The 19,053-nt window shown below is 47.1% G+C and carries 19 protein-coding genes; 8 read left to right on the plus strand and 11 right to left on the minus strand.

All coding sequences use genetic code 11. From position 1 onward, the window contains the following. Positions 1–155: 155 nt before the first annotated feature. A complete protein-coding gene (arr, locus tag L6H70_RS26115; protein ID WP_236337146.1) occupies positions 156–572 on the plus strand; it encodes an NAD(+)--rifampin ADP-ribosyltransferase in 417 nt (138 codons plus the stop codon). Here arr and L6H70_RS26120 read toward each other — a convergent pair. From L6H70_RS26120 to L6H70_RS26130, 3 genes are read right to left on the minus strand one after another with little or no spacing between them, the layout of a single operon-like run. Continuing rightward, entirely contained in the window at positions 563–1,555 is a 993-nt protein-coding gene (locus L6H70_RS26120) for a tRNA dihydrouridine synthase (RefSeq protein WP_236337147.1), read from the minus strand. The genes arr and L6H70_RS26120 overlap by 10 nt on opposite strands. Before the next feature lie 43 nt (positions 1,556–1,598). After that, entirely contained in the window at positions 1,599–1,940 is a 342-nt protein-coding gene (mazF, locus tag L6H70_RS26125) for an endoribonuclease MazF (RefSeq protein WP_074112739.1), read from the minus strand. After that, on the minus strand, positions 1,934–2,275 hold the full coding sequence (locus tag L6H70_RS26130; protein ID WP_236337148.1) for an AbrB/MazE/SpoVT family DNA-binding domain-containing protein: 342 nt from the start codon (positions 2,273–2,275) through the stop codon (positions 1,934–1,936). The genes mazF and L6H70_RS26130 overlap by 7 nt, the downstream gene beginning before the upstream one ends. Positions 2,276–2,401: 126 nt before the next feature. Here L6H70_RS26130 and L6H70_RS26135 point away from each other — a divergent pair, with 126 nt between their 5' ends. Beyond that, complete coding sequence (locus tag L6H70_RS26135; RefSeq protein ID WP_236337150.1) at positions 2,402–2,638, plus strand: hypothetical protein; 237 nt, start codon at positions 2,402–2,404, stop codon at positions 2,636–2,638. 138 nt (positions 2,639–2,776) lie between these two features. Here L6H70_RS26135 and L6H70_RS26140 read toward each other — a convergent pair whose 3' ends face one another. The 4 genes from L6H70_RS26140 to L6H70_RS26155 form a co-directional block, all read right to left on the minus strand. After that, complete coding sequence (locus L6H70_RS26140) at positions 2,777–3,937, minus strand: anti-sigma-I factor RsgI family protein (protein WP_236337152.1); 1,161 nt, start codon at positions 3,935–3,937, stop codon at positions 2,777–2,779. After that, positions 3,921–4,421, minus strand: a complete 501-nt coding sequence (locus L6H70_RS26145; protein WP_236337153.1) for an RNA polymerase sigma factor — start codon at positions 4,419–4,421, stop codon at positions 3,921–3,923. Before L6H70_RS26145 ends, L6H70_RS26140 begins: the two co-directional genes overlap by 17 nt. 382 nt (positions 4,422–4,803) lie before the next feature. Then, positions 4,804–5,226 carry a DUF1259 domain-containing protein gene (locus L6H70_RS26150; RefSeq protein ID WP_236337154.1) on the minus strand — a complete coding sequence of 141 codons (423 nt, stop codon included), beginning with the start codon at positions 5,224–5,226 and terminating at the stop codon, positions 4,804–4,806. Between the two features lie 53 nt (positions 5,227–5,279). After that, positions 5,280–5,699 (minus strand): DUF1259 domain-containing protein, encoded by a 420-nt coding sequence (locus L6H70_RS26155; RefSeq protein WP_236337155.1) that lies wholly within the window; start codon positions 5,697–5,699, stop codon positions 5,280–5,282. 394 nt (positions 5,700–6,093) lie between these two features. Here L6H70_RS26155 and L6H70_RS26160 point away from each other — a divergent pair, with 394 nt between their 5' ends. From L6H70_RS26160 to L6H70_RS26185, 6 genes are all read left to right on the plus strand, one after another. Further along, positions 6,094–6,849, plus strand: a complete 756-nt coding sequence (locus tag L6H70_RS26160; protein ID WP_236337156.1) for an alpha/beta hydrolase — start codon at positions 6,094–6,096, stop codon at positions 6,847–6,849. Positions 6,850–7,194: 345 nt separating this feature from the next. Then, positions 7,195–9,033, plus strand: a complete 1,839-nt coding sequence (locus L6H70_RS26165) for an HSP90 family protein (RefSeq protein WP_236337157.1) — start codon at positions 7,195–7,197, stop codon at positions 9,031–9,033. Next, entirely contained in the window at positions 9,034–10,092 is a 1,059-nt protein-coding gene (locus L6H70_RS26170; RefSeq protein WP_236337158.1) for a hypothetical protein, read from the plus strand. A gap of 295 nt (positions 10,093–10,387) precedes the next feature. Then, positions 10,388–10,921 (plus strand): RNA polymerase sigma factor, encoded by a 534-nt coding sequence (locus L6H70_RS26175; protein WP_236337159.1) that lies wholly within the window; start codon positions 10,388–10,390, stop codon positions 10,919–10,921. After that, positions 10,908–12,083, plus strand: coding sequence for a DUF4179 domain-containing protein (locus tag L6H70_RS26180; protein ID WP_236337160.1), 1,176 nt, complete (start codon positions 10,908–10,910; stop codon positions 12,081–12,083). The genes L6H70_RS26175 and L6H70_RS26180 overlap by 14 nt, the downstream gene beginning before the upstream one ends. Positions 12,084–12,745: 662 nt before the next feature. Beyond that, positions 12,746–14,623: a serine hydrolase domain-containing protein gene (locus L6H70_RS26185; protein WP_236337161.1), complete on the plus strand. Its 1,878-nt coding sequence runs from the start codon at positions 12,746–12,748 to the stop codon at positions 14,621–14,623. 311 nt (positions 14,624–14,934) lie between these two features. Here the strand turns inward: L6H70_RS26185 and rlmD are convergent, their stop codons facing one another. The 4 genes from rlmD to L6H70_RS26205 form a co-directional block, all read right to left on the minus strand. Continuing rightward, positions 14,935–16,488, minus strand: coding sequence for a 23S rRNA (uracil(1939)-C(5))-methyltransferase RlmD (gene rlmD / locus L6H70_RS26190; RefSeq protein ID WP_236337162.1), 1,554 nt, complete (start codon positions 16,486–16,488; stop codon positions 14,935–14,937). Between the two features lie 148 nt (positions 16,489–16,636). Continuing rightward, positions 16,637–17,530, minus strand: a complete 894-nt coding sequence (locus L6H70_RS26195) for a diacylglycerol kinase (protein WP_236337164.1) — start codon at positions 17,528–17,530, stop codon at positions 16,637–16,639. Positions 17,531–17,717: 187 nt separating this feature from the next. Beyond that, the gene (locus tag L6H70_RS26200) at positions 17,718–18,485 is read right to left on the minus strand and encodes a sirohydrochlorin chelatase (protein ID WP_236337165.1); all 768 of its coding nucleotides are present in this window, start codon (positions 18,483–18,485) and stop codon (positions 17,718–17,720) included. 3 nt (positions 18,486–18,488) lie between these two features. Then, on the minus strand, positions 18,489–18,779 hold the full coding sequence (locus L6H70_RS26205; RefSeq protein ID WP_236337166.1) for a YerC/YecD family TrpR-related protein: 291 nt from the start codon (positions 18,777–18,779) through the stop codon (positions 18,489–18,491). Between the last annotated feature and the right edge of the window lie 274 nt (positions 18,780–19,053).

Below are 19,053 nucleotides of genomic sequence, written 5' to 3' on the forward strand. Positions count from 1 at the left end.
AACGCACAAAAAAAAGCGATGGACACCTTCCACCGCCGTCTGATCTTCTCTCTACTTTAATTATACTTCGATTTACGATGGATTTACAGACTACAATTTTGCCGGTTTGCACACTATACTAGTGTGTACCAATCGCAAAGAAGAGGTGGATCTATATGAATAACCAAAAAGATGTGCTGGATAACGGTCCTTTTTTTCACGGTACGAAAGCAGAGCTGAAGATTGGAGATTTGTTAGAACCTCAACACTTATCTAATTACCAGAATAAAAAATCCAACTATATCTATTTCACGGCCACGTTAGAGGCTGCCAAATGGGGTGCCGAATTAGCAGCTTCTGAAGCCAAAGAAAGGATTTATATGGTTGAACCCTTAGGCGAGTTTGAAAATGACCCGAACGTAACGGACAAGAGATTCCCCGGAAACCCGACACGTTCCTATAGATCCAAATCTCCACTCAAAATCATAGCGGAATTAGGATTCTGGGAAAGACACTCCGAAGAACAAATTAATCATATGGTGGAATCTATAAAAATGCTGCATGAACAAGGGAAATTTGTAATTTACGATTGATTCTCACGTTCCCCGTCATCCTGCACCTTGCTTGCAAACTCATCGAGCAGCGCACGCACTTCACTTGTGGACTTGGTGTTCATTAAGGTATTTCTTAATTCACTTGCCCCGCGGAAGCCGCGGACATAGATTTTGAAGAATCGTTGAAGGGGGCTGAAGGCACGTGGTGCCTGTCCTGCGTATTGATCATAGAGATCCAGATGCAGCCGCAGCAGATCAAGCAATTCCTCACTACTGTGCTCCTTCGGCTCCTGCTCAAAAGCAAACGGATTATGAAAAATACCGCGCCCGATCATAATCCCATCCACACCGTACTGCTCAGCGAGCCTCAGGCCGGTCTGACGGTCAGGGATATCCCCGTTAATGGTCAGCAGCGTGCCCGGTGCCACCTCATCACGAAGCTTCTTGATCTCCGGGATCAGCTCCCAGTGGGCATCTACTTTGCTCATTTCCTCTCTGGTGCGCAGATGAATGGACAGATTCACAATGTCCTGCTGCAAAATATGGGTTAACCAGCCGCGCCATTCGTCGATGTCAGTGAATCCGAGCCTTGTTTTTACACTGACGGGGAGTCCCCCGGCTTTGGCCGCCTGGATGATCTCCGCTGCGAGCTCGGGACGGCAGATCAGGCCGCTTCCCTTCCCGTTCTCTGCTACATTCGCTACAGGACAACCCATATTGATGTCGATGCCTTTGAATCCTTCCTTCGCCATCCCGATGCTCATCTGACGGAAGTATTCCGGCTTGTCTCCCCAGATATGCGCTACAATCGGCTGTTCATCCTCTGTAAACGTCAGACGGCCGCGCACTGCATGGTGCCCCTCCGGGTGACAATAGCTCTCTGTATTCGCAAACTCCGTAAAAAACACATCCGGTCTGCCCGCTCTGCTTACGACATGGCGAAACACAACATCCGTCACATCCTCCATGGGCGCCAGTATGAAAAAAGGCCGTGGTAAATCACGCCAAAAATTGTTTGTCATATTAAAAACCTCTCTATGTCTTATTACTGCCTACATTTATCGGTCAACGAATCAATAAGTCGAGTTTAGCAACGACATCTGACAGTGTTATCTGTGGTACTTTGCAGATGAACGCTGCCTGTCGGGACTGCCAATCGAGACTCTTTACTTGATCAGCAAGGATAACCCCTTCGATGGGCAGATCCTGCGGAATAACTACTTCAAACGGATAGCCTTTTTGCTTCGAAGTTACCGGGCAGAGCAAACAAAGCCCTACCTTACCATTATAAGATGCAGGAGATACGACCAAGGCCGGACGTTTACCTGCCTGTTCATGCCCCGCTTGCGGACCCAACTGCAACCATACCAAGTCGCCGCGATCCGGCACATACCCGTTTGTTACCATACTTCCCGTCCTTGTAGCTCACCTGTAGGAACCTCTTTATGGAGATTTTCCGGTGTGACCTGGGAAAGGATTTCGTCTAGTGTAGCCGACTTCGGCTTTATTATAAGATGCCCATCTTCCACATCAAGATCGACTTCGGAGCCTTCCTCAATACCGACCTTCAAGGCAAGGGACTTCGGAATGCGAATGCCCAAGCTGTTACCCCATTTTTGGACCTGAAACATGGAACCGCCCCCTAGAATGTATAAACAAAGTATAAACATTCTGTTTTTGAAAGTCAAATCGTCAACATTCCCAATCAATACACGCAAAAGGACAATGATACGGTTTTTCATCGTGTACATCCTTGGAAATTTCAATTATATAATTATTTCCCGGGTTCGCACATGGTAAAATAAAGAAGAATTTACTTTAAGGTGAATTTACTTCAGGCGATAAAGAAGGAGAAACCAAATGAAAATATGCAGCGGCACCGCTCCGTGCAAGGTCTGAACCGGACGAAACTGCACGGAGCGGATAGAGTTCGTCCGTTCGGCTTTGCACTTTCATGGCAACCGATGAACAGCCTGTGGGTCGCACTAGTCGGCACAGGCAAAGGCTCCGGAGCAGCTTTGCTATTCCTTGCGATCGGAATTTTCGGTGCATGTTCTTGCCTGCCGTTCCGGGCGGATAAACATATATGGAGATTGGAAGAATAGTTTTTTTATTCAAACGGCAATTAGCACAGTGTAGCTTTTAGGCTGCCCTGTGCTTTTTATTTTCCTGCAAACTCAAAAAGGCTATGCTTTTCGTTGTCAGAAAAACATAGCCTATACTTCTTTAGAATTTTGCCTTAGTTAATTATCTTCATTCTTATCTTTTTCATCACTATTCTTATTTGCATTCGCATTACTATTCTTATTTTCATGAGCTACAGCATTACTTTTGGTTGCGCCTTGGTTTTTGTTGTCTACTTCTTTTTTATCATTATCTTCAGCATCATCTTTTTTAGATTTATTGGTCACACTGGCAGCATTATTATCCTTGCTATCCTTGTCCTCACTGCTCATCTTATCTTCTTTTTCATTAGCTTTAGATCCATTATTCACTTTAGCTGCATTTGTATTATTTGCATCGCTTGAGTCTGCGGCCGTGCCGGTGGTAGTGGTGCTAGTATTGGTATTATTGTCGGCTGTACTATTTGTTTGATCTTTGTTTTGATCTTTGTTTTGATCTTTATTTTGATCTTTATTTTGATCTTTATTTTCATCCTTATGATCAGCGTTATTCTTAAGCTTGGCTTTACTATCTTTTATAGTTTTCATTATATCTTTGACACTTGCATCTTTATATTCATCTACAGTAGCGGTTGGATCAACCTTTTGAAGCTTATTTATAAGATTAAGCTTGCCAGGGCTGATGCCTAAAGTTCTCGCCTGATCCCTGCGGGCAAGGGCAACATTATCTTTGATAACAGTTGCTGTTGTGTCAGTTTCCTGTAAAGCCTGATTTGCTCCGGTTTCAGCATCGTTTTCAAGTTTGGCTGCGGTCTTTGAATTATCTGTTTCCGATGTAATAGAAACCACAGATGAACCGTTATCGGCTATAAAACCATTATCAACAGCAGAATAAACCAGCGTGCTGACAGCTACTCTAACATTAGAACCTTTTATGCTTATTTTAGCCAATATCTTGTTGCCGTCGTCATTGATTCCTTTAACTTTTACAACTTTATCAAACGCGTTAACGCCTATTTCTACGCTGGGGTTAATGTCCAGGCTTAGGTATGATACCGGTGTTTGATAATAGGCGTATGCCGAACCGCTTCCACCAACTAATAAGGTTGCCATGCAAGCTGCTACTAACTTTTTCTTCATAATGAATGTCCTCCAATGATTGTATTTAATGTTTTTAGTATTCTCATTTATTAATGCGTCCTTTAGAAAACCTTCCGTTCTGCTTATTAAGTCGTCTTCGGCTTTAATTTGATTGATCGCAGATTTAAAACGTGAAATCATGTTCTTTACCTCCTAACTTTTGTTTCATAAGTTCCCTTGCTCTGTGTAAGTGAGAATAGATGGTGTTTACTTTTTTATTTAGTAACTGAGCCATTTCAGGCACGGTATACTCCTCGTAGTAAAATAGATAGATAACATCCTTGTACTTGTCCGGAAGTGATAAAACGACCTGCAGGAGTTCATTCTCTGCTTGATCCTCAAATGGAAATTCCATACCTTCAATTGAAACCATTTTCTTTCGCCAAAAGCTTTTTAAGATGTCCTTGCATTTATTGATTGTAACTCTGATTAGCCATGCTTTTTCATGTTCAGCACTTTCAAAGCGGGAGTTATTCTGTAACAACTTTAGGAATACTTCTTGAAAAACATCATCCACATCTGCACTATTATGTAGATATAAAAAGCATATTCGACGTACAAGGTCAGAATATTGGGTGAGCGCAGCTGAAATATTATCGTTGATATCAATCGGTAATTGGGCCATTTTTTCTCCTTTCTATAGTGGATACGATCGACCAATAAGAATCCTTGCAAAATTTTTTTGTTTTTTTGTTTGAAAAATATTCCTTTATTGAATTATTACCTTCATTTCATTTTTCAGCCGGAATTCACGCTTGGTAACGAAAAAAAGAGACGTGGGAATTCCCGCACCTCTTTTCGTTATGTTGTCATTGGATAGAATTCATTAACTCGTAGAACCCTATAAACCTAAGAACCCATCCGCCATGCTGGAAGGGTTCGGCTACCGTCACATTTTGTTTAGTCCTATCTCACTAGCACCGCCACCGACTCCACATATGTGGAGTCAGATAAGAAGACCCGTCAGCAACGGGGAGGACCACTCCAATCCGCACGATTCCTCATCATTAACCTAAGAAGGCGATCGAACGTTTTACTTTTTTTGCAAATGCAACGGGATTATCGATCGACTCCCAGTGAATATACATCAGACGTGGATTCTCAAAAAGCCAGTGATTATGGACTGCTGTTACTTTGATCCCGTTCTTGCGGAGGTTTGAGAGCAGTCGATTGACTTGATTCTGGAAAAGTGCCGTTTCCCCTAAACACAGTGCGCGACCTGAACTGTCCAGTGATTCGAACGAGAACAGCTGATAACGGACCAATGGAGATGTGGTACGTCTTCCTAAAATTGAGGCGTTTACTCTCCTGTTTCTGGAGACAAAACAAACCGGACCCTTTGTAATTTCATGCTCGGTTCCACCTAAAATAGTTGAAAATTGGTTACATAGTCTTCTAAAACGGGGGCTTGCCTTCACCTGTTTCTCCATACGAAATCATCCTTTCAGAATAAGTTAAGAATATAATTCACCGGTCCACTGCATTAACCTAAGAACGCAATGGATTCTTTGGTTTTTTTGGCAAACGCAACAGGATTGTCAATGGATTCCCAGTGCATATACATTAAACGAGGGTTTTCTTTTAGCCAGTGATTATGAAGCGCAGTCACTTTTATCCCGCGTTTACGGAGATTGGACATCAATCGATTCACTTGATTTTGATGTACGGCAGTCTCGCCCAAACAAAGCGCGCGGCCCGACTTATCAAGAGATTCAAACGAAAACATTTGCATTTGCACCAAAGGCGAGCGCGTTCTTCTTCCCAGGATTGTCTCCCTTAAGTTCGTCATACGCGTGACAAAACAAACCGGACCTTCTTCAACTTCCGATTCGCCACCTAGAATTTTTCCAAATTGCATACAAAGTCTTTTGAATTGCGGGCTAACCTTCACTTTTGCTTTCATATAATCCCTCCTTCACTCATTTTCGAAATATCTTATGATCAAATATGAAAAGTGCATGGACGAAACACTGAGGATAACCAAAATAAAAATAGGGCGTAGCGCAGATCATTCACGCACTTACCCCGAAAATCAAAAACTCTTATTAAAACGAAAAAGCCGAGTGATCATCAGGATAAACACCTGAATCTCATCGGCTTAGGGAGAAGTATTTTTTCAGAGACAGTGGGACTATAGAGACTAACATTACTATTTTAATATGATACGCCATATCTGCACCATTAAAAATTATATCATTTTCATATAAAAACTTTCCCTCAAACGTGTCATTTGAATAACTGTCTATCTAGCAATATAATCAATTAGTAGAAATATCTTCTAACTGGAGGAGTATTGAATGAACTTTGTAAACCCACCAGCAGAATCGCCTCAATATGTTACTCATAAAACATTTTACAGCCCAGTATTAAATCACGAAGTAGGCTATAATATCTATCTTCCGTCAGGGTACAAAGACTGCGGCGAAAAATATCCGGTTGCGTACCACATTCACGGATGGACGGGCAACGAATCCTCCGAGATATGGCCGCTGGAAAAGGTCTATAAAAACAGACAAGCCATTACTGTTTTTGTCAACGCCATTTCGTCGGAAGACAATTATTTCGATGCCTTGTTGCAAATTGAATCCATCCTTATTAAGGAACTGATTCCCCATATCGACGGTCAGTACAGAACAAACACAACCCGCGAGAACAGAATGCTGTCAGGGTTTTCGATGGGCGGCAACATGGCGTTTTATTATGCAGTTAAGCACCCCGAGCTGTTTGGTTCCGTAACCTCTTACGCAGGAACCTATCACCATCTCTATCTCAAAGAATTCCGTACTGTGGGGGTAGCACCGGAAAAAGTCATCGAGTTATACGAAGATATGATGAGAGAAGAATGGTATTTGGAGGAAAACAATATATTATGCTTGGTACGGCAAAATGCGGAAAAAATTCGCGGTAAACTAAAAATTGATATTCATATCGGCACAGCGGACATATTATTTTGCGATAATGAAATTTTACATTTATATTTGGATTCGTTGAATATACTGCATGAGTACAGGAAATTCGAGGAGATTGACCACGACTTGGAAAAAATATTATAGCACACACAAACACAGGGAAAGGCTTGAAATTCACAGGTCCCGCCTCCCCCGTTCCAATCCTCAAACCCCACGTCCACACGTGTGGAGTAAGCAACGTCAACACATCTTGCCTAATAAGGAATCCCGATGGGCAATATTAGCAAAAATTATTCAGCATTACAAAGCGGCAATTAGGAATTGTGTATATATGGAAGTATGTTGGAAATATTTGTTTCTCATAAAGCAGCTCGGGGGTAATATATAGAGCGGCATCCGCATACATAACGGTCTGTTGCTGGCATAAAGGACAATCGGTTGTCCTCCTGTGGATGATACGTGCGATTATTACAGAATAGGAGAATAAAAATGAAGAATCAAACCCAGGATACATATCGTTTTCAGGTCAACTTAAGCGGTATGATCAACATTTTGTCTAACCATTTGTATAGCAGCCCGAAGGTATTCTTGAGGGAGCTGCTGCAAAATGGTGTAGACGCGATTACTGCACGGCAGGCTTATTCTCAGGGTGGATACGATGGTAGGATTCATGTCGAGGTAAGCGAGACTTCAACCGGCGCGACCTTATTAGTTGAAGATAACGGGATCGGGTTAGACGAGTCGGAAATTCATGAGTTCCTGGCAATGATCGGACAATCCTCCAAGCGGGGCGAGGACTTTCTCCAGACCAACACCTCTTTTATCGGGCGGTTTGGCATCGGGCTCTTGTCTTGCTTTATGGTGAGTGACGATATCGTCATGGTTACACAATCCGCCAAGGGCGGACCTGCACTGGAATGGCGCGGGAAGCCGGATGGAACCTATACGATCCGCAAGCTCGAAGGGATACATGCTCCGGGAACCAAGGTTTTTTTGCGTTGCAAAGAAGGCTCTGAGCCGTACTTCAAGGAAGGCAATCTGCAAGAATGGCTGTTCCATTATGGAGCCCTGCTGCCTTACCCCATCCAATTGGTGTCCAATCAAACCACTCGCTTGATTAATCCGCCTTCCCCGCCTTGGGTCAAAGATCCGCAGCTGGCCCGGAAGCATCGCAGCGAGGTGCTGGCTTTTGGTAAGCAGGTGCTTGGGGAGACGTTCCGCGATTTCATTCCTCTGCATACCTCCTCCGGCCGGACAGGAGGCATCGCCTTTATCCTGCCGCAGGCAGTGAATTTGGGCGCCAAACGCAATCACAGGGTGTACTTGAAGCACATGCTGGTCTCCGAAGCCGCCGATAATGTCCTGCCGGACTGGGCGTTCTTCGTCAAATGTATGATTTGGACCGATGAGCTGCAGCCGACCGCTTCCCGGGAGCATTTCTATGAGAACGTCCAGCTGGAGCAGGTGCGGGAAGAACTGGGTAGCACCATTCGTCAGGAATTGATGAGGATGGCGGAGTATGATCCGGATCGCCTGCAATCTATCATTTCGCTGCATGCCTTATCCATGAAGGCCCTCGCCGTGGAAGATTCATCCTTCTACTCCATTATTCACGAGTGGCTCCCGTTTGAGAGCACCTTTGGCACGAAGCCGCTTGGCGAGCTGAAGCAGCAGTCCCCCCTTTACTTTACTGCTACTCTGGACGAATACCGCCAGATTACCCATGTGGCTTCGGCCCAATCCATGCTGGTGGTGAATGGCGGATATATTTATGATGCCGAGCTGCTGTCCCTGCTGCCCTTAATTGACCCGGACGTGCAGACGGAACGCTTGCTGCCGGAGGAGGTGTCATTATCCTTTACCGATATTACGCCTCAAGAGCGGCTTGACTACTATGAATCCGTAAGATTGGCGGATAGTGTGCTGCAGAAATTCCGCTGCCAGGTACAGCTTCGCCGCTTCAAGCCGGAGGAGATTCCTGTTCTCTACACGCTGTCCCATGAGTCCGCACAGTGGCGTGTTATGGAGGCGACCAAAGAAGTGAGCACCGACGCTCTGTCCTCCGTTCTGGGCAGCCTGGGCGCTACGTTAAAAGATGCAGCGTACGCAACGCTTTATTTTAACCTGAACAATCCTGTCATTGAGCGGGCCTTTCATCCGGCACATAAGGCAATGCTGCCTTCCATTATCGAAATGCTGTACTGTAATGCGCTGATGATGGGACATTATCCGATGAACCGTCAAGAGACAGCGCTTTTGAACAAAGGCATCATTCAATTTATTGATTGGGGTATGACGGCCAGTCATACGACAGGAGGAGATGAGTAGATGAACCTTACCGGGATGAGTTTTGAAGAGCTGATGGACGAAGCCTATGACATGCCAGGCGGAAAGGCTAAGCTGGAACTGCTGGAGCAGGCGGTACGGGTGGCAGATGCCGCAGGAGATCTCGATCAGGGCTTTGAGGCACGCAGCGAAATCGTAGAGACGGGCAGCTTCCATGGCTATCCGATGAAGGCACTGGTCGCCTTTTCCTGGCAATTGGGACAGTATGACAAAAATCCGGACCGGTTCGATAGCTTCACCCTGCTGTGGTCCTACAAGTGGGTTCTGGACCGCATCACCTCTTTTCCGGAAATTAGCCGTGTTCAGATCGAGAACCTGCTGGAGGACATGAAGATACGTTTTGCAGCCGAAGGCTATAGCAGCCGTTCCTATCACTACTACCGGGCGCACATCTTCGCTGAGTTTGGAGAGCTGGACAATTCTCAGGCAGAGTGGGATATCGTACAGGCCATGGATCTGGATGAGATGAGCGATTGTCCGGCCTGTGAGCAAAACCGCCTTGTCGAGTTTCTGGCGAAGCGGGGAGACGACGAAGGAACTGTGAAGGCGGCTGAGCCGATTCTCAAAGGTAAAATGAGCTGCGGCGAGGTGCCACATGTGACCATCACAAAGGTGCTGTTCCCTCTCCTGCGGCTGGGCCGTCAGCAGGAAGCGGATAAGCTTCAGAAGAAAGGCTACAAATTGGTAAAGGGTAACCGCGATTTTTTGTATCATCAGGGAGAGCACATCGGTTATCTTACCTTAACTGATCCAATCAAGGCGCTGGAGGTCTTTGAAGAGTATATCGCCTCCTCTCTCGATCATGAGAACCCGGTCGACCGGATGATATTCAACGCCTATTCGGCCAAGCTGTTCCGCAAGCTGGCGGAAGAATCCATCCAGTTCCAGGTTAAGCTTCCGGCAGGACACCCGCGTGGGCACCAGTCCGGGGAAGTAACACTGCTTGCGAAGCACTTCCAGCAAGACGCTCTCGCCACAGCGGAAAAACTGGATAAACGAAACGGTAACGATTACTATACCGCACTCCTGCAACGATTGTAGACTGTGTTCCAGTTTCACATTATTATTATAGGCACAGTGTTAGACGCAATGATGCCTTATACTAACCTTTGATGCGCTTATCGTAGCGCTGCTGTCCAATAAAATAATAGACCGCACTGCCGGCAAAGGCATGCGGTCTATTTGTCATTTCCTGTTTGCCCCGTTCTTACAAACGGGCTGCAGTCCTTGAATACGTTGTTTTTTTCCCAATATAACCTTCTAGCTACTTACCCGATCTAATGTATGTAACGTTACGAATATTCTAATACTTTTATTCAAGAAAGCAGGTGAACCCTTGCATACAGATCCTATTGTCATCAAAGCTAAAGCCGGGGATCCTGAAGCATTCATGCAGTTGATGCAGGAGATAGAGTTACCGTTATATAGAACTGCACGGTCTATCGTAAACAAAGACGAAGATTGTGCAGATGCCCTGCAGGAGACGATGCTTAAAGCCTTTAAGTCGATCCATACACTCAGAGAGCCCGCTTATTTCAAAACGTGGATCTTTCGGATTCTGATTAATGAATGTAACAAAATGGTCAAAAGCAGATCAAGAGCCCTCCCTTACGGAGAGCTTCCCGACGTCCCTTCCCCTTCCAAGGATTATGAGAAAATCGAATTATGGGATGCCGTTCAACATCTTGAGGAGAAACTACGGATTGTCATTCTCCTTCATTACTTACAGGACATGCCGATCAGTCAAATTTCCGACATTCTCGAAATTTCTACGGTAGCCGTGAAGACCCGGCTGCATCGCGCCCGCAAAAAGCTAAAGCATTCATCTCAAATCAATCTTGAAATGGAGTTGCGACATGGTGAACACTAAGTTAGAAGAACAATTAAAGAACTGCCAAAGCCTACTTCCCGATCAGTTATCGGAACTTACTCGCTCCAAGCTGAATGAGACTTACCAAATCATCAGGGAAACCAATCATTCCATTCCCCCCGTTCAGAGAAAGATAGAGGTATCAAGAACTTTTAATAAACGGTGGGGTTCCGCTGTAGCCGCTGCAGTCCTTGGACTTACCCTTATTGCTTCCGGCTTTGTATCGCCCGTAATGGCTAATGCACTCAAGGAAATCCCGGTTCTGGGACAAATCTATTCATTATGGGGAGAAAACAACGGAGATCCCGGTGTGCAACAAGCCGAGGATTTCATCACAAACGTAAACCAAAGCGTGACCCATGGCGATGTGACCATGAATATCCCAACGTTGTTATTTGACGGAACCCGAATTCTTATGAACATAACCACTCCAGGAAACCGTCTGGATTCGGAGCCCAATTCACCGCCTTCCGAAGCCAATAAAGGGGCGATAGATGTAGATAAGTTTGAGGTCCTCTATAAAGGTCAACCTCTGCTCTGGAATTACGAACATATGGACGGGGAGACTGCTTCCAGCATAATGGTTGAGGTTCTCAGCACTTATTATGAGCCGCTCGCAACAACACAGACTATCCAGTTCCCTGATCAGTTTGACTTGACTGTAAACGTAACATTAAAGGGCTACGATGTCCCGTTCCAATTTGTTCTGCCTGTTACAAGCTCAACGCCCGTTACCGTTCTAACTTCGGAGGAGACCAAGCATCACGATAACATTAACTTGCAGATCAGTAAGGTGGAAATCACCCCAATCACCACGCAGATATCCGTTGAGTACAAAACCAAATCGGACCAGAGCGTAGAAGAAATGCTTGCTTCCATCCCTTCGAAATATAAGGGCGCTAACGGGAGCGTCATCGCTCTTCAGTATGACATTGTGGATGAACATGGCGTTCAACTGAAGCCCATTGGTTATCACCCTATTAGCGAATCTTATAATATTCGCTTTGAACCCTTCAAGACTCTACCACGTACCATAACCATCAAACCGTACTTAGTTGTATCCCCAGGTGAAACCCCACCTGAGACTAAAGGACGGGTGGAAGTCAAAAATATGGTCAAGGAATACATCCCTGAGCTAGAGACTGTATTTTCGGTGCAATAGTTCATCTGTAAAAAGGACCTTATGATCTAGGATTAAAAGGGTATGCAAATCTACTACAGACGGAGCCATAATTGGCTTCGTCTATTTATTTAAATGAATTTAACTAACTCAACAAGTGTTCTTATCCCATGATTCACAAACAAAGAGATATACGTCAAATCCTTCTTCTCTTATATTGTCAACATAATTCTCTAGTATGCTTTCGTATCGTTAAAATTTTTCTTCTGGTTGCTGAGAAAATGTGTACTGCCCAACATTGAGAACAGAGACATGCATTTAGCTGTAAACCACCCCCGAGTGTCCATAGCATCTAACTCACGATCCATTTAGAAGACAAAAAAATACCCTCTCCATGAAGAGAGGGCAATCCCACATTAACTTCTCAATCGTTATTTCCGTTCCAGACCAACACCGCCACCGACTCCACATGTGTAGAGTAAGCAGAGTCAACACATTTAATAACAATTAATGGGGACGCCTTAACCTGCGCGATGCTAATAAATACGAAGCTTTTCGAAATCCCGGCAAAATCTATCCGATCAAAAAGGTTCTTCGTCATTACCTGGACCGGATCAACCTGATAAAAGAAGGAACTCTATGTAATTTTGTGGAAATAATCAAGAGCGTTTCAGGCCATTTAAATTATAAAAGGGAGTTTACCTATGAGAGAGCAAAACATAAGGAACAGAGTTAAGCAGTTCTCCGCCAGTATGCTTGTTGTCATTATGCTGATGCTGGCTATTCCTGCGTATGCAGCTGAGCAAGAGCAAGTTCTGCTTCCTTCCGGCTCACCCTTGTCTTCGCTTGAGGGGTTGACCGATAATTATGAAACTGTCTATGAGCCAATGACCGCAGCCGTGTCTGTGGCGGTGGTTAAGGATGGCGACACCCTCTTCGATAAAGCGTATGGATTTGCAGACATAGAGCGTCAGGTTGCTGCAGATACAGACACTGTATTTGAGTGGGGCTCCTGCACGAAGCTGCTGGTATGGACCAGTGTGATGCAGCTGGTTGAGCAGGGGAAGCTTAATCTGGAGACGGATATCCGTGAATATCTTCCTGAAGGCTTTCTCAGCAAGCTAAAATATGAGACGCCTATTTCGCTGCTGAACCTGATGAATCACAACGCGGGCTGGCAGGAGCTGAACACAGATTTATGGTATTTTGCAGAGGAAGATGTCCCTGAGCTTGGAGTGGCACTGCACCGCCTTGAACCCCGGCAGGTTCACCCGCCAGGCAAGGTTGTAGCTTATTCCAATTTTGGAGTGGCGCTGGCCGGCTATATTGTGGAGCTGCAGAGTGGTGAGCCCTTCCATACCTATGTGCAAAAGCATATCTTTGAAGTGCTTGGCATGGACCATACCTCCATTCACTGGGCGCAACAGGACAATCCGGCAGTTGCCGAAGGGAGAAGCCGAATTCAAGGATACACAACGAAGCTGAAGCTGATTCAGAAGAATAGAGCCTATCTCAGTATTTATCCCGCTGGAAGTACCATAGGAACCGCAAAGGATGCAGCGAAATTCGTGGCGGCTCTACTGCCTCCAGCTGGCCGTAACAGTCCGTTATTCCACGATAGTGCTACGTTACAGGAAATGCTGTCTCCCAGCCTGTACTATGAAGGGACTGACATTCCAAGAATTGCCCACGGTTTTTTTGCAGTGAATTATGCTGCTCCTGCGCTGGAACATCCCGGGAATACGCTCGGCTTCACAAGCAAGTTCGTGCTGGACCCGCAATCTGGTTTCGGCATGGTAGTGATGACCAATCAGTATAACGAGTCGAACTATACCACCGGCCTTGTCGACAAGGTGTTCGGCAACTACCTGCCCGCAGTCTACAGCGGCGAGCTTCCGGATAGTTCACAGGTGGCTGGTGAATATATAACTGCGCGAAGAGTAATCCATGGGTTCACCAAAATTCGGGACTTCTTTTATACTGAGAAGATTACCGCAAGTAACCCTTCCTATTTAGATCATAACGGCCAGCCCTTGAGCCAAATATCGCCTGATGCTTATGTTCCGGTCTATAGTTCGGGATTTATTTATTTTGTACGGGATGCTCAAGGAGCAGTGATCAAATTCTCGAACCCGTATATCGACTTTTTTCCGCTCACTGGCCTATCCGCACAAAGTATTCGAATCACCCTGGTCGCACTCAGTCTGGGTACAGCAATCATAATCTTTTCTCTTCTTGGCGGCCTGACCAGATGGATCATTCACAGATTTAAAAAAACGGCAAAACCGCCAGCCCGGTTGAACAAATACTATCTCTGGATGAATGCTGCAGGACTTGCCTTTATTGCGAATACAGCAATCCTGGGCTATAGAACCTTAATCAGCTCGACCTATTCAGCCCTTCGCATTCACCTAATACTTAACATCGTTTATGTTGTGCTTACAGCGGGTTATATCGTACTGCTTGGACTTAAAGTCTTGAAGCAAAAGAACGGCAAACGAAGAAATATTTTATATGCGCTGTCCGGCTTTTCAGCATTGCTGTTCAGCTCCCTTATCATCGGCTGGGATCTGTACTTTTAGATTGCTCATGAAATGAGAACTTCACAGAACGCAAAGAAGCCTACAGATCACCGTTCCATCATAAGCGAAACTTACCTATGGTTCAGGCAGTTCATTCTGAATAACAACCTACGCTATATCCGCTTCCACGATCTGCGCCATACCTCAACAAATCAAAAACGCAAAATAAAGACGCTACGGGGAGCAATTCCCGAGCGTCTTCTTGCGTTCTTTTATGTCAAATAATATTTATTTGTTGGCGATTATTTAGATTTTTCCCTCTTTACGTCAACGAACAAATATACCCACCGTCCTAATCTAATCACCCTGCACTACTTTAGCTCCAGTAATGCGACGGATTCCACATGCACCGTATGCGGGAACATATCCACCGGAGTGACCTCCACTGTCTTGTATCCGCCATCCTCCAGCACCCGCAAATCCCTCGCCAGTGTCGATGGATTGCACGACACATACACCACCCGCTCCGGCTTCATTGCCAGGATCGTATCCAGCAGCCGTGGATCGCAGCCCTTGCGCGGCGGATCGACGACGATGACGTCTGGCGTGACGCCTTGCTCTTTCCAGTTCGGGATTACATCCTCGGATGCCCCTACTTCGAACACTACGTTGTTCATATGATTAAGCCGGGCATTCCCCCGGGCATCTTCAATAGCTTCAGGCACAATCTCTACACCGTAGACCTTAGCTGCGTGCTGCGCCAGGAACAGCGAGATTGTACCAATGCCGCAATAGGCATCGATAACTGTTTCATTGCCAGTCAGTCCGGCGTATTCCACGGTTTTGCCGTAAAGCACCTCAGTCTGTGCCGGGTTCACCTGGTAGAACGAACGGGCGGAGATGGCGAACTGCACATCACCGATATAATCATAGATAACATCTCTGCCCCATAGGACACGGGTTTCGTTGCCGAAGATCACATTCGTACGCTGAGTGTTCACGTTCTGGCAGATGCTGACTACATCCGGCAGCTGTTCCCGGATGCTGCCAAGCCAGGCGTCCATATGCGGGATATCGCGGCCGTTGGTTACGAGGACGAGCATCATTTCGCCGGTGCGGAAGGCTTTCTTCACGACAACATGGCGCAGCAGGCCGCGGCCGGTTTCTTCATTATAGGCGGAGATGCCCAGCTCTCTGCCGATGCGTTTCACCGCGCCTACGACATCGTCGTTATGCTCGTGCTGAATCAGGCACGTCTCCATATCGACGATCCGGTGGCTGCCGCGGGCATAGAAGCCACCGACCAGGCCGCCTTCGGTGACGCCGATCGGCACCTGAGCCTTGTTGCGGTAACGCCAAGGCTCGTCCATACCCAGGGTAGGCTGAACGATGATACCATCAGCTTGGGCTCCCGCAGCGTTTGCCACACCATCACGCTCATCCGCCCCCGTAGTGAGATTCGCCGTATCAGCGGCTCCTTCAGCTCCACCGCTTCCCGCTATAGCGCCTCTTCCCGGCGCCCCAGCCACCTCCAGCTTCCCGATCCGCTGGAGATTGTCCACCACCAGCTGGCGTTTCCACGCCAGCTGGGCGGTGTAATCCATATGCTGCAGCTGGCAGCCGCCGCATTGGTCGTAGATCGGGCACGGCGGCGCGATGCGGTCGCTGCTGGCCTGCACAAGCTCAAGCAACTTGGCGTAGCCGTACTGCTTCTTGGTCTTGAGCACCTTCGCCCGGACCTTCTCACCGGGCAGGGCTCCAGACACAAAAAGGGTAAAGCCTTCTACGCGGCCTACCCCTTCACCTTCATGGGTCATGCCGATGATATCGAGCATAACCTCGTCATTCTTATTCACTGGCAGTCCGGCGGCAGGCGCCGTGCCTTCCCGGCGGCTTGCGCTGCGTCCACTGCGTTGTTTACTCATAGCTATATATTCACTTCTTTCGTGTTCTTCTAATACAAAAGCTCCAGCCGACCCGGGCGGGCCACCGCACGAATCAAGTGGAGCATTTCTGTCATGTTAACGTCCTGCAATGCGGCTTCATCAGCCGCATCCCCGAAATTCCCCATCCTCAATGATTCTGCGCAAAAATCCGCAAATGCTGCGGCAGGATCTGGAACTTGCCCGGCAGCGTGCCGCCGAGTTCCCCGTCCAGGTTAAGCTGGACGTATCCCGGGGAAGTGACCTCCATCGCATCGGTACGGAAGTACACGACTTTCTTGTCCTGCAGATGCTCGCCGCGGATGGCCAGGGTGACCAGACGGATGAACTCCGCAAGGTTGCATTTCTTAACCGCAATGACGTCGAACAGGCCGTCGTCGATGCGCGCATCCGGGGCGAGCTTCTCGAAGCCGCCGACGGAATTGGTGTTGGCGATTAGGAAGAGCATGAACTCGTCATGGATCAGCTCCTGGCCGTTGGCGCGGATGTACAGCTCCTGCGGCGAGAGGCTGGCCATTTTCTCAATACCCTTCAGGTAATAAGCCAGCTGGCCCATCATCGTCTTGAGTCTGCTTGGAACCTCGTATGTCAGCTCGGTCAGGCGGCCGCCGCCGGCTATATTAATGAAGTATCGGTCGTTGGCTTTGCCGAGGTCAATCAGGCGCGACTCCTGGCGCAGAATCAGATCGCAGGAATCCTCCCAGTTCTTCGGTATGCCCATCGCCCGGGCAAAATCATTGGTAGTACCCAGCGGCAATACGCCGAGCGGGGGAAGATTGGGCTTCTCCGCCATACCGTTAATAACCTCGTTCAGCGTGCCGTCGCCGCCGGCAGCTATGATCAGATCATAACATCCGCGTTCAACCGCTTCTGCTGCAGCTGCCGTAGCATCGCCTTCTCCGGTTGTAGCATGACAAGTTGCTTCAATGCCGCCTATATCCAGCCGGTCCAAAATGTCGGCGAGTCGCTTTTTCATTTCTTCCCGTCCAGAAGTGGGATTATAAATCAATCTCGCAGTTTTCATTACCGGAACGCCACCTGTTTATATAATAGATAACCTTACTGATTATAACCAATTCAGCACCCTACAAGCAATGTCGGAGACTAACCGGCGAATATATTTATGCTAAACACGCTTCCTCAGCAGGTAATCTAAATATATGTATGCGGCAGCGGCGGAAATCAACACTCCCGGAGTGTGAATTCCGCAATTAATGAACCCGCAGCTTCTCCAGCATCCTGAGCACCTGTTGCTCAATCCAGTGCGGCAGCAGCGGATGCGGCAGCAGGGTGCTGCCTGAATAAGCATACCTCAGGCCCTCAAGCCGCTTCGGAATGACTACTTTAGTGAAATATCCCTCACTCAGAAAGAGCGGAGCCACCAGTACATCATGGCCCTTCTCAATCCAATATTCAGCCCGTTCTCTTACATTCTCGGGGTTCAGCAGACCGTAATCAGCCGCTGCCACTCCGCTGAGCAGGCGTACCCGCTCCGCCAGGGAGGAGATGCCAACTTCCCAGCGCTGGCGGAAGCCGTCATGTATACTGCCATGCCCCACGAGCAGAATGATCTCCCGCTCCGGGTGGACAGACAGCTCCCGCAGCTTGTCCCAGAGCATTACGGCAATATCCGGATCATCATCGACCGGGTAGCCGAAATGCACGTTAGCCTGCACCTCGAAGCGCTCCAGATCGGTCTCACGCTCAGGGGCAGGCTTCGCTCCAAGTGCATACTCTATCTCATCGATATGCGTACTTCCTGAAGAAACAAACAAGGGGATCACAATAATATCTGTGACCCCTGCAGATTCCAGCTCATTTATACCATCTTGAATCAAACGGCCTTCTACCAGCTCCAGAAAAGAAACCGCCACCGGCAGCTCTTCCTCCAGCGATAAATGACCCACTGCTTCATCTACAATAGAAACCCAGGCCTTGTCGCGGGAGCCATGACTGATAATAAGTACGCCCGGCTTCATGTCTTAACGCCCCAGACGTTCCAGCGTTAACTTATAGCCGTCATTACCGTAATTCAGGCAGCGCTTCACCCGTGAGATCGTCGCTGTGCTGGCTCCGGTCTCGGCTTCGATCTGGTTATAGGTAGAGCCTTTGCCGAGCATGCGTGCAACCTCCAGACGCTGAGACAGCGACTGAATTTCGTTTACTGTGCACAGATCGTCAAAGAACACATAACATTCTTCCATATTTTTGAGTGTTAAAATGGCTTCAAATAATTGGTCAACACTTTTATCGTTTAGCTTCTTAAGCTGCATCGTAGATCATCCCCTAAAAGTTTGGTCAGCATCATTTTCACTGATTTAGCATTATACAAAACTGACATTAAAACATTAAAAATATAAATTTAAACTGACTATCTTGCCTCTACTATATTGTACTGGAGCAGTTTTTTCAAGCATTAACGATTTCACGCTGTAAAGAACGAAAATAATGGACAACTGTCCACTGTGGGCGCACACAATCTTATGTAACCGAAAACCCGCTTCCTCTGCTCTATAGGATTTACCGCCTTAATTATAGTACTACATA

Origin of the sequence: Paenibacillus auburnensis, from assembly GCF_927798115.1 — a bacterium.
Taxonomy (GTDB): domain Bacteria; phylum Bacillota; class Bacilli; order Paenibacillales; family Paenibacillaceae; genus Paenibacillus_AQ; species Paenibacillus_AQ auburnensis.